The sequence below is a fragment of the Sphingomonas sp. genome, assembly GCF_019242355.1.
In the GTDB taxonomy this organism is placed as follows: domain Bacteria; phylum Pseudomonadota; class Alphaproteobacteria; order Sphingomonadales; family Sphingomonadaceae; genus Sphingomicrobium.
This window is the reverse complement of record NZ_JAFAVR010000091.1, coordinates 1-10,439: the sequence shown is the minus strand read 5'-3', so window position 1 is coordinate 10,439 and position 10,439 is coordinate 1. Positions and strand designations below refer to the sequence as shown.

Annotated in this window: 14 protein-coding genes and 1 tRNA gene; 13 read left to right on the top strand and 2 right to left on the bottom strand. The window is 65.5% G+C overall.

The window, feature by feature from the left end:
- The 7 genes from JOZ79_RS04445 to JOZ79_RS04415 form a co-directional block, all read left to right on the top strand.
- The coding region (locus tag JOZ79_RS04445) for an AMP-binding protein (RefSeq protein WP_294071173.1) at positions 1-801 on the top strand (801 nt) is incomplete at its 5' end.
- A gap of 76 nt (positions 802-877) precedes the next feature.
- Complete coding sequence (locus JOZ79_RS04440; RefSeq protein ID WP_294071170.1) at positions 878-1,159, top strand: PilZ domain-containing protein; 282 nt, start codon at positions 878-880, stop codon at positions 1,157-1,159.
- A 139-nt stretch (positions 1,160-1,298) separates the two neighbouring features.
- Positions 1,299-1,580, top strand: coding sequence for a PepSY domain-containing protein (locus tag JOZ79_RS04435; RefSeq protein ID WP_294071167.1), 282 nt, complete (start codon positions 1,299-1,301; stop codon positions 1,578-1,580).
- A gap of 16 nt (positions 1,581-1,596) precedes the next feature.
- Positions 1,597-2,274 (top strand): response regulator transcription factor, encoded by a 678-nt coding sequence (locus JOZ79_RS04430; protein WP_294071164.1) that lies wholly within the window; start codon positions 1,597-1,599, stop codon positions 2,272-2,274.
- Positions 2,267-3,649, top strand: coding sequence for an ATP-binding protein (locus JOZ79_RS04425; RefSeq protein ID WP_294071161.1), 1,383 nt, complete (start codon positions 2,267-2,269; stop codon positions 3,647-3,649). The genes JOZ79_RS04430 and JOZ79_RS04425 overlap by 8 nt, the downstream gene beginning before the upstream one ends.
- Entirely contained in the window at positions 3,646-4,470 is an 825-nt protein-coding gene (locus tag JOZ79_RS04420) for a hypothetical protein (protein ID WP_294071158.1), read from the top strand. The genes JOZ79_RS04425 and JOZ79_RS04420 overlap by 4 nt, the downstream gene beginning before the upstream one ends.
- The gene (locus JOZ79_RS04415) at positions 4,467-5,195 is read left to right on the top strand and encodes a hypothetical protein (RefSeq protein ID WP_294071155.1); all 729 of its coding nucleotides are present in this window, start codon (positions 4,467-4,469) and stop codon (positions 5,193-5,195) included. The genes JOZ79_RS04420 and JOZ79_RS04415 overlap by 4 nt, the downstream gene beginning before the upstream one ends.
- On the opposite strand, the gene JOZ79_RS04410 is transcribed toward JOZ79_RS04415, so the two are convergent.
- Positions 5,192-5,512 carry a hypothetical protein gene (locus JOZ79_RS04410; RefSeq protein ID WP_294071152.1) on the bottom strand — a complete coding sequence of 107 codons (321 nt, stop codon included), beginning with the start codon at positions 5,510-5,512 and terminating at the stop codon, positions 5,192-5,194. The genes JOZ79_RS04415 and JOZ79_RS04410 overlap by 4 nt on opposite strands.
- A gap of 45 nt (positions 5,513-5,557) precedes the next feature.
- The gene (locus JOZ79_RS04405; RefSeq protein ID WP_294071149.1) at positions 5,558-6,172 is read right to left on the bottom strand and encodes a YncE family protein; all 615 of its coding nucleotides are present in this window, start codon (positions 6,170-6,172) and stop codon (positions 5,558-5,560) included.
- 137 nt (positions 6,173-6,309) lie between these two features.
- Between JOZ79_RS04405 and JOZ79_RS04400 the strand changes: the two genes are divergently transcribed.
- The 6 genes from JOZ79_RS04400 to JOZ79_RS04375 all read left to right on the top strand — a co-directional run.
- On the top strand, positions 6,310-8,286 hold the full coding sequence (locus tag JOZ79_RS04400; RefSeq protein ID WP_294071146.1) for a CocE/NonD family hydrolase: 1,977 nt from the start codon (positions 6,310-6,312) through the stop codon (positions 8,284-8,286).
- A 43-nt stretch (positions 8,287-8,329) separates the two neighbouring features.
- Positions 8,330-8,405: transfer RNA gene (locus JOZ79_RS04395), tRNA-Trp, on the top strand.
- Positions 8,406-8,503: 98 nt separating this feature from the next.
- Positions 8,504-8,734, top strand: coding sequence for a preprotein translocase subunit SecE (gene secE, locus JOZ79_RS04390; protein WP_294071143.1), 231 nt, complete (start codon positions 8,504-8,506; stop codon positions 8,732-8,734).
- Between the two features lie 17 nt (positions 8,735-8,751).
- Complete coding sequence (nusG, locus tag JOZ79_RS04385; RefSeq protein WP_294071139.1) at positions 8,752-9,291, top strand: transcription termination/antitermination protein NusG; 540 nt, start codon at positions 8,752-8,754, stop codon at positions 9,289-9,291.
- A 200-nt stretch (positions 9,292-9,491) separates the two neighbouring features.
- Positions 9,492-9,719 carry a hypothetical protein gene (locus JOZ79_RS04380; protein WP_294071136.1) on the top strand — a complete coding sequence of 76 codons (228 nt, stop codon included), beginning with the start codon at positions 9,492-9,494 and terminating at the stop codon, positions 9,717-9,719.
- 144 nt (positions 9,720-9,863) lie between these two features.
- The coding region (locus JOZ79_RS04375; protein WP_294071134.1) for a selenium-binding protein SBP56-related protein at positions 9,864-10,439 on the top strand (576 nt) is incomplete at its 3' end.

The following is a 10,439-nucleotide window of genomic DNA, read 5'->3' as shown; positions in this document are numbered from 1 at the left end:
GACATGATCCGCCCGGACGTCATGCAGGCCTTCGTCGACAGCTTCACCGGCGCCGGCTTCCAGGCATCCGCTTTCTGCCCCAGCTATGGTCTAGCCGAAGCCACGCTCGCGGTGTCGCTGATGCCGCCGGGCGAAGGCATTCGGGTCGAGCTGGTCGAGGAAACCGAGCTATCGGGCGGCACCAACGGCAGCGGCCGGCCCAAGCGTTACCGCGCCGTCGTCAATTGCGGCCGCCCGGTGACCGGCATGGAAATCGAGATTCGCGGTGCGGAGGGCGAACTGCTGCCCGACCGCGGCATCGGCAAGGTGTTCGTTCGCGGCACCAGCGTAATGCACAGCTATTTCCGCGATCCGGAATCGACCGACGCCTGCCTTGTCGACGGTTGGCTCGACACCGGCGACATGGGCTACATGTCCTCGGGCTACATCTTCATCGTCGGCCGCGCCAAGGACATGATCATCATCAACGGCCGGAATCACTGGCCGCAGGATATCGAGTGGGCGGTCGAGCAGCTTCCGGGCTTCAAGTCGGGCGACATCGCCGCCTTCGCCATCACCGGCCCGTCGGGCGAGGAAACGCCGGCCGTGCTCGTCCATTGCCGGGTCTCCGACCCCGAGGAACGGGGCCGGCTGCGCGACGATATCCGCGAGCGCGTCCGCGCGATTACCGGTATCAGCCCGGTGGTCGAGCTGATCCCGCCACGCACGCTGCCACGCACCAGCTCTGGCAAGCTCTCTCGAACCAGGGCGCGCAGTCTGTATCTCTCGGGCGAGATTCAGCCTTACGACATTGCTGCATAACGTCCGATGCAGTCTTAACCCCTCCTTCATCGACACTGATCTAGGTTAACGTCCTGTTCGGATGGTGTGGGGAACAATGCACAGAGGCCAAGGATGGGTCGGCCGCAAGGACCGCCATGACGTGGACTTCAACGCGATCGTCGTCCGCGACGACGGCGCGCAGCTTACCGTCAAGCTGACCAACCTGTCGCCCGACGGCTGCCGCCTCGTGACCGATGAGACATTCCGGATCGGCGAGCATGTCAGCATCGCCTTTTCTCGCGTTGGACATTTGCGCGCCCGGGTCCGGTGGGCCCTTCCCGGCTCAGCGGGGACCCAGTTCATCGACGAAGACGGCGGCAGCAGCAGCAGCAGCTAAGACTCGCTCTGCGCCAGAAGAAAACCGAAGCCTCAGCTGGCTGCATGCGCTGACATTGGGAAAACGTATGGATTCCGACATCGGCAACGAACCCGGTATCCGTTAGGCAGCGGCTTTCCTCAATGGAAGGACCATTGTCATGCGTACTTCATTATCGCTCATCGCCGTCGCCATCGCCATCGGGGCCGGAAGCACCGCCATTGCGGCACCGGCACCGAAGATCTCCAAGGCCAGGGCCCAGGCGATGGCGCTCAAGCTCGCGCCGGGAAAGATTACCGACGCCGAATATGAATATGAAGGCAAGGGCTGGCGTTGGTCTTTCGATATTCAGCAGAAGGACCACGTCCAGGAAATCGGCATCGACGGCCAGACCGGCAAGGTGGTCGAGAACAAGTCCGAAGGTAAGGTCGACCACGACTAACTAAGATTGGACGCAATTGCGCATCCTCATTGCCGAAGACGACAGGGACACGGCCGGGTTCGTGCAGCGAGGGCTGCGCGAGCTCGGCCATAATGCGCAGGTCGTTACGAGCGGGCTCGATGCCGTCGCATTGCTCATCAGCGAGGATTTCGACGTCGCGATCCTCGATCGCATGCTGCCCGGCCTCGATGGCGTCTCGATCGTCCAGCGGGTGCGCGCGGCCGAGCTCGACACGCCGGTCCTGCTCCTCACCGCGCTTGGACGGATCGAGGATCGCGTCGACGGACTCGAAGCGGGCGCAGACGACTATCTCGTGAAGCCGTTCGCATTCTCAGAGTTGGCGGCGCGTATCAACGCCATCGCGCGGCGCCGGCCGCTGCACCAGCAGGTGACCTGCTACGAGCATGGCGGGATCACGCTCGACCTGCTGAAGCGGCAGGTCTTTCGCGATGGCCGGCACATCCACCTCCAGCCGCGCGAATTCCGCATCCTCGAGGAACTGATGCGAGAAGGCGGCCGGATGGTCACTCGAACGATGCTTCTCGAGCGCGTCTGGAACTACCACTTCGATCCGCAGACCAATATCGTCGACACGCATATCAGCAGGATCCGCGCCAAGCTTAACGAAGGCGGCCATGGGGACGCGATCGAGACGATCCGTGGCTCGGGCTATCGGATGGCCAGCGATGCCTAGCTGGCGGTCGAGCGCCGCCTATCGCATCGCCTTTGCGAACTTTGCAGCCTACGCGATCGGCATCGCCCTGCTCGGCGCGGTGATCGTCGCGGTCATCCACGCTGCCTTTGCCCGTCAACTCGATTCAATGGTCTCCGATGAAGCCGCAACGCTCGCAGCCGAATATCGCGTGGGCGGCGCATCCGAGCTTTCAGAAACCCTCGCCGAGCGCGGGTCCAGGCCCTCGTCGTCGCGAATGCTCTATGCCCTGTTCGATGCGCACGGCCGGCGCATCGGCGGCTCGCTCGTCGTCAATCGACCCAGGCCGGGGCTCCACGAGATCACCTTCATCGACCCGAAGGAAGGACCCGACGCGGCGCGCGCGATGACCCTCGACATCGCGCCCGACCGCCGCATCGTCGTCGCCGTCGACAGCGACTGGAGCGAGCGCTTCGAGCGGATCGTCATCATCGTCTTCGGGGTCGCCTTCCTCGGCTTTTGCCTCCTCGGCTTCGGCGGCGCGGTAATCCTCGCCCGCTATCTCGAGCGTCGGCTGCGCTCGATCAGCGGCTCCGCTCAGGCGATCATCGGCGGCGACATTCGCCAGCGAATGCCCGTCAGCCCGCGCCACGACGAATTCGACCAGCTCGCGATCACGCTCAACCGGATGCTCAACCGCATCGAGGGCCTGCTCGACAACCTTCGCCAGGTTTCGGGCGACATCGCCCATGACCTGCGAACGCCGCTTGCCCGGCTGCGCGCCCGGCTCGAACAGGGCTGTGTCGGCGATCACGACGCACGCGCGATCATCGAGGACGCGATCACCCAGGTCGACGAGGTTCTGTCGCTGTTCGCCGCGATCCTTCGCATTGCCGAGATCGAAAGCGGCGAGACCCGGCGGTTCTTCAAGCCGGTCGACCTCAGCGCGCTGACAACCGAGCTCGCGGAGAGCTTCGCGCCCTCCGTCGAGGACGAGGGCCGCAACCTGCTGTGGTCGGTCGAGCCCGGCATATCCAGGCCCGGCGACCGCGAGCTGCTTGCGCAGGCCGTCATCAACCTCCTTGAAAATGCGCAGCGCCACACGCCGCCCGGTACAATCATCCGCCTCAGCCTCGTCGATGCCGGGGACATCGCCTGCCTTTCGGTGGTCGATAGCGGCCCGGGCGTTCCACGGGCGGAGTTCGCTCGCGTCACCAAGCGCTTTTCGCGGCTCCAGGCCAGTCGCAACACCGCGGGCCACGGTCTAGGGCTGAGCCTGGTGAACGGCGTCGCCCACCTCCATTCCGGAAAGCTCGTGCTTCGCGACGCGGAGCCCGGCCTCTCCGCTACCCTCGAGTTGCCGCTCGGCGACATTCCAGACATGAACCCCGATCAGGAAAAGGAAAACGCAAGATGACGGATCGCGACCTTCGCGAGCATGCCCTGAGTAAGGTGCCGGCGATCACGCTCGGCTTCTGGATCATCAAGATCCTCGCAACGACGCTCGGCGAGACAGGTGGCGACACCGTCACCATGACCTGGCTCGGCGAGACCACGCCCAACCCGGTACCGAACGGCTATCTGATCGGCACGGCGATCTTCGGCGTCCTTCTGATCGGCTTCGTTATCGCCCAGATCAAGGCCCGCAACTTCAACCCCTGGCTCTACTGGGCGACCATCGTCGCCTCGACGACCTGCGGCACCACGCTTGCCGATTTCGCCGACCGCTCGCTCGGCATCGGCTATCCGGGCGGCTCGCTGCTTCTCCTCGCCTGCGTGCTCGTGTCGCTGTTCGCCTGGCACCGCACGCTCGGCACCGTCAACGTCAACACGATCGTCACGCCAGGGGCCGAGGCCTTCTACTGGCTCACCATCACCTTTTCACAGACGTTGGGCACGGCGCTTGGCGACTGGGCCGCGGACGCCGCGAGCGACGGCGGCTGGGGGCTCGGGTATTCCGGCGGCGCACTCGTGTTCGGCGCCGGCCTTGCCGTGCTCGCGATCCTTTACTTCACCACTCGAACGTCGCGGGTCGCGCTATTCTGGGCGGCGTTCATCCTCACCCGGCCGCTCGGCGCGACGGTCGGCGACTGGTTCGACAAGCCGGTTGCCAAGGGCGGCCTGGCCATGAGCCGGCCGCTCGCCTCGGCGGTTCTCGCGGCCGTCATCATCGTCCTCATCCTGATCCTTCCGCAACGCGCGGGCGAGCATCCGGGACAGGCCGCAGAGCCGGCGTGAGGCTTCGTCATGCGCTCGCCGCGTTCGCTCTTGGCGCGATTCCGGCGAGCGCGGTCGCCGGACCGCCCTATCTGACCGACGATCCGGTCCCGACCGACTTCGGCCACTGGGAGATTTACGCCTTCACTGCCGGTGATGGCCGTCGCTCGACCCTCGACGACGAGAGCGGCGTCGACCTCAACTACGGCGGGTTCAAGGACGTCCAGCTGACCGCGACCGTACCCCTCGCCTTTTCCCACGACCGCGAGAGCGGCTGGCGAACCGGCACCGGCGACCTCGAGCTTGCGGCCAAATACCGCTTCATTCACGACGAGAAGAGCGGCATTTCGGTCGCGGTCTTCCCGCGCGTGATCCTGCCGACCTCGACCATCGCCAATGGCGAACGGGCTCGGCTGCTCATTCCGGTCTGGGCGGAAAAGGACTTCCCCGGCGGCACCAGCCTGTTCGGCGGTGGTGGCTTTGAGATCAATCCCGGCCCCGGCAACCGCAATGTCTGGCAGGCCGGCGCGGCGCTCACCCAGAACGTCGGCGATACCCTCTCCTTGGGTGCTGAGCTCGCGCGCCAGGGCCGCGACTCGATCGATGGCACGCCGCGCACCGACGCCGGCGTGGGGGCGATCCTCAAGCTGTCGTCACATTCCTCGCTGCTCGCCTCGGGCGGTCCGACCTGGACGGACCATCGCACCGGCTATCATGTCTACGCGGCACTCGGCCTGTTCTTCTAGGGCGCGAGCACGATCATCCTGAAGCTTCCGGGAACTGGCTTCGGCCGCTCATTGCCGACCGCCGGCGCAAGCGTCGCCGAAGGTAGGTAGGCGCGGCCGGTCGAAGGATCGAGAGCAATCGTCCGGGCGCTGGCCGCGGTTGCGACATGGCCAATGACTCGCGGAATGCGGCCCAGGCGGATCAGGGTCACGGTTCCATCCCGCCCAGCCGGCACCAGTGCAATGCCGCGCCGCTCGTCATACGCGGCGCCGTCCGCCCCCTTGCCAGTCGGCAGCGCCGCAATCTGGCGTCCATCCGGCGCCGACACCACCGCCACCGCGCTGTCGCCGCACGCCGACAGGATCTCCCGTGCCGCCGCGTCCTAGGCGATTCCAGTCGGCCCATCGCAGCCCTTCAGCGGGAACCGCGAAAGGACCTTGCGCGCCCGCGTGTCGATCACCGCGACCTCGTTCCGGTCCTCGACATTGACATAGAGCCGCCCGCGCCCGTCGGCGGCGCCAAGCTCCAGCGAGCCGCCGACTGCGACCGTAGCAACCGCCTTGCCGGCCGCCGGGTCGACGACCGTGATATCGCCGCTGCCCGGATTCATCACCCACACGGTCCGCGTCGCCGGATCGTAGGCCGCGGCATCGGGCTTCGTGCCCGTCGGGATTGTCGCCCGGACCTTGCCGCTCAGCCCATCGAACAGCACGGCGGTATTGTTCTCGCCGCTGGTCGCAAGCACGTCGTGCGTGCCGGGAATGACCAACGCCGCATGGCCGCGCTGGAGCGGCACGATCTCGTCCGTCGCCTTGCCGCTACGAAGGTCGATCGCAGTCACGCCGTCGGTTCGCGCGATGTAGACGCGCTGGGCGACAGGATCGACGCTGAGCAGGTCCCAGCCACCGTCCCCAGCGGCAATGTGCCCGGTCACATGAAGCTGCGCTGCGGCAGGCGCCGCTATCGTTACCGCCAGGCCCACCCACCAGCTTCGCATCGACATCTCCGTTTCAGAATTCGGGGTTTCGACTAGCGGCTTCGAACCGCGGCTGCGAATGACATTTTGGACAACTCGACCACCGCTTGCGCAGGCGCTTCGCACCGTTCATTGGCAACGGCTTGGGGAGAGTGAATATGAAGCTCCGGACCGCCGCGACCGCAATTGCTGCCTTGGCGCTCGCATCCCCACTGTCTGCCCAAACACAATCCCCGCCGCAATCACCGAGCGACATTCAGCCGGGCGGCGACATTCCGTCGAAATTCCATCCCGTCCAGGTCGCTCCGATCCCTAAAGGCGGCGACATCCCGACGACCTTCTCGGCCCCGCGCACCGGCTACCAATATACCCGCCGCACGGCGCTGGTGCCGATGCGCGACGGTGCCAGGCTCTACGTCGTCCTGATCATCCCCAAGGGCGTGCGCAACGCGCCGATCATGCTCGACCGCACACCCTATTCGGCCGACAAGCTGACCAGCCGCGGCGCGGGCGGCCCGCAGCTCGACGACATCCTGTTCCCGGCCTACGCCGAGCTTGCCCGCGCCGGATACATCATCGCCGCCGAGGACGTCCGCGGGAAATACAAGTCGGAGGGCGATTACGTAATGAACCGTCCCGTCCGGGGCGCTCTCAATTCGACCGCTGTCGACCATTCGACCGACGCTTACGACACGATCGACTGGCTGGTGAAGAACGTGCCGGAATCGAACGGCCGGGTCGGCACGATCGGCACCAGCTACGACGGCTTCACCACGTTGATGAGCCTCGTCGGTCCCCACCCGGCGCTCAAGGCCGCAGTCCCGATCAACCCGATGGTCGACGTCTGGAAGGGCGACGACTGGTTCCACAACGGCGCCTTCCGGCAGGAGATGATCAGCTACATCTACAGCCAGACGGCGACCAAGAGCTCGGACGAGAGCTGGTTCACCAACGCCTATGACGATTACACCACCTACCTGCGCTACGGCTCGGCGGGAGCCTACGGCAACGCCATGGGCATGCAGCAGCTGCCCTTCTGGAACCGGCTGACCCAGCACCCCGCCTACGATGGTTTCTGGCAGGGCCAGGCCGTTGACAGGATCCTCGCTCGCGCTCCTCTCACTGTCCCGACCCTGTTCGTCGACAGCGAATGGGACCAGGAGGACATCTACGGCGCGCCCGCCGCCTTTGCCGCGACCAAGGGCAGCCCCAACGCCCATCTCGTCCTTGGTCCCTGGCACCATGGCGAGGCCAACAGCTCCGCTTCGACACTCGGGCCGCTCGACTGGGGCAGCGACACCGGCAAGTGGTTCCGCCAAACGGTGATGATGCCGTTCCTCAACCAGTATCTGAAGGACGGCCCGCCTGCCGACATCGCCAGGGTGACGGCCTTCCAGGCGGGCACCAACCAGTGGCAGCGCCTGCCCGACTGGCCGCTCGCCTGTGCAAGCGGCTGCACTGCCCCCCTGACCCCGCTCTACCTGGCGCCCGGCCGTCAGCTCAGCGTCGGCGCGCCGGCCGGCTCCGGCTTCGACAGCTATGTCTCCGATCCCGCGCGGCCGGTCACCTACCGTGCCCGGCCAAACGCCTCGCCTTATTCCGGCGGCTCGACCTGGCGCTTCTGGCTCGAGGATGACCAGCGCTTCGCCGAGGCGCGGCCCGACGTCCTTTCCTACGAGAGCGAGCCGCTGGTCCAGCCGCTGAAGCTCACCGGGCAACCGACCGTCCATCTCGTTGCCTCGACAAGTGGCACCGACGGGGACTGGGTCGTCAAGCTGATCGACGTCTACCCCGACCAATATCCGCAAAAGCCGGAGATGGGCGGCTATGAGCTCGCGATCGCCATGGACGTGCTGCGTGGCCGGTACCGCGACGATCCCGCGAATCCGACCCCGGTGCCGGCGAACAAGCCCGTCACCTACCAATTCGCGCTGCCGAGCGTGGATTACGTGCTGCAGCCCGGACACCGCCTGATGGTCCAGATCCAGTCAAGCTGGTTCCCGCTCTACGACCGCAACCCCCAGACCTACGTCCCGAACATTTTCTTCGCCAAGGCCAGCGACTACCGCGCCGCGACGCAGAAGGTTTTCAGCGGCGCGAATGGGAGTTGGGTGGGTCTGCCGATCGTCCACTGACCTTGCGCGAGCGATACCGCGCCGCTACCTCGCGCGGCGGCCTAGGGGTATAGCTCAGTTGGTAGAGCATCGGTCTCCAAAACCGAGGGTCGTGGGTTCGAGTCCCTCTGCCCCTGCCAACCTTGAAGACTCCGCCGGCAACCGCTAAGTCAGGCGCAGCCCCGCCGGCCGTCAGGTCCGCGGGGCGCTTCTTTATCCGAAACACGAGTAGCAAAACGTGGCGAAAGTCTCCCCCGGCGAATTCGTGAGGCAGGTCCGCCTCGAGGGCATCACCCGGGTCCACTGGCCGACCCGCAAGGAAACGGTCTCGACCGCGATCATGGTGCTCATCATGACGCTGATCCTCGCCTTGTTCTTCACCGGCACCGACGGCTTCTTCTACGCGGCCGTCAAGTTCCTGCTCGGCCTGCTGAGCGGCCCCACCGCACCGGCTGCCCCCCAAGCCTAATCCAAAGGTCAATTCCAATGTCCCGCTGGTACATCATCCACGCTTATTCCGGTTTCGAGAACAAGGTCCGCGACGCGATCAACAGCGAGGCCAAGCGCCTGCAGCTCGAGCCGTTCGTCGAGCAGGTCGAGGTCCCGACGGAGACCGTGACCGAAGTCCGCCGCGGCAAGAAGGTGCAGTCGGAGCGCAAGTTCATGCCCGGCTACGTCCTCGCCAAGCTCGAGATGAACGACCAGGTCTACCACCTCGTCAAGAACACGCCGAAGGTCACCGGCTTCTTGGGGCCGGGCGGCAAGCCGCAGCCGATCCCCGACGCGCAGGCTGCACGCATGCTCGACAGCCACGACGCCGCTGCCGCCGCGAGCCCGAAGCAGAAGATCAACATCGACTATGAGATCGGCGACAGCGTCAAGGTCCTCGACGGCCCCTTCGCCAGCTTCAACGGCCTGGTCGAGGAACTCGACTTCGACCGCGGCCGGGTCAAGGTCGGAGTCAGCATCTTCGGTCGGGCTACGCCCGTGGAGCTCGAGTTCGAGCAGGTCGAGAGAGTTAAGTGACGCCGAGCAGAAGACGGACATTGCGCGGCAATTTTTCGGTTTCTGCCGTAGAGCGTCGCCACTCCGCCTCGCGTCACTCGCGCTTCACTTGCGCCCAGATCACCAGAATCAGCGCCAACCCGAACGCCACGGATATTGTCCGCTTCCTGGCTAGGGATTAGATCGTCCATAGCGCACCTCACGGGAATGGAGGCGACAAAATGGACGTCGACACCGGCTATTTCGCCACGCCGCAACAGGACGCTGGAGCGTTGCCCGCGATCGCGCAGGCAAGCGGCTGGATGGGTGCCGCGCTAGAGGCGGGGCTGACCGTCGGCATCGGCGCGGACATCCAGCAGGGCGCGCCCGACGACACCCACCGCGCGGACGAGAAGTTCGGCGTCTATCGCGAAACCCTCTTCGACTTCCGCGACTACGGCCTCGACTGATCGACTGCGGCGCACCCGACGGCCTCGGCGGTCGGGCCATCGCCTTTTGCGTTCGAAGTCTGCCTTCAATCCATCGCTGCCATGAGCGCCCTGGTTCGGTGATCGGGCAGTTCGTGCTATGGATCGCTCGCGATGGGAGGCGTTATGCGGGGTTTCCTTCTGCTCGGGCTTCTCTGCTTTGTTGCGAGCGCCGTTGCGTCGAGCGCGGCAGCAGCCTCGGCACGCGCTCATTATCTCTTTGTCTGGACCGGTGACCAGCAAGGCAAAGGCACAGACTTTCTCGCGGTCTTCGACGGCGATCCAGCTTCACCTCACTACGGGAAGCTGCTGACTACACTGCCGACGGATCAGGTCACCGTCCGCATTCACCATACGGAATATGAGATGCCGGCCAGCGGCATGCTGTTCGCCAATGACCACGATGCCGATCGCACTTTCATCTTCGACCTTCGCGACCCACTCCATCCAAGGATTGCCGCCTCGTTCTCGGATCTCGGCGGCTTCGCGAACCCGCACAGCTTTGTCCGGATTCCCAATGGCCACGTGCTCGCGTCATTCCAGCACGTGGCAGGAGCACAGCACCATGGCGGGATGCCGATGGGCGGCGGACTCGTTGAAATCGACGACAGCGGTCGCGCCGTGCGCTCCGCGGGAAATCTCGATGCCGCGTTCCCGAATGCCCTCATGATGCCCTACAGCCTGGCCGTCCTCCCCCGGATC

Excerpts from the sequence above, each read along its gene's own strand:
- JOZ79_RS04440 (WP_294071170.1), top strand. The coding sequence starts at position 878 with ATGCACAGAGGCCAAGGATGGGTCGGCCGCAAGGACCGCCATGACGTG.
- JOZ79_RS04435 (WP_294071167.1), top strand. The coding sequence starts at position 1,299 with ATGCGTACTTCATTATCGCTCATCGCCGTCGCCATCGCCATCGGGGCC.
- JOZ79_RS04425 (WP_294071161.1), top strand. The coding sequence starts at position 2,267 with ATGCCTAGCTGGCGGTCGAGCGCCGCCTATCGCATCGCCTTTGCGAAC.
- JOZ79_RS04420 (WP_294071158.1), top strand. The coding sequence starts at position 3,646 with ATGACGGATCGCGACCTTCGCGAGCATGCCCTGAGTAAGGTGCCGGCG.
- JOZ79_RS04405 (WP_294071149.1), bottom strand. The coding sequence starts at position 6,172 with ATGCGAAGCTGGTGGGTGGGCCTGGCGGTAACGATAGCGGCGCCTGCC.
- JOZ79_RS04400 (WP_294071146.1), top strand. The coding sequence starts at position 6,310 with ATGAAGCTCCGGACCGCCGCGACCGCAATTGCTGCCTTGGCGCTCGCA.
- nusG (WP_294071139.1), top strand. The coding sequence starts at position 8,752 with ATGTCCCGCTGGTACATCATCCACGCTTATTCCGGTTTCGAGAACAAG.
- JOZ79_RS04380 (WP_294071136.1), top strand. The coding sequence starts at position 9,492 with ATGGACGTCGACACCGGCTATTTCGCCACGCCGCAACAGGACGCTGGA.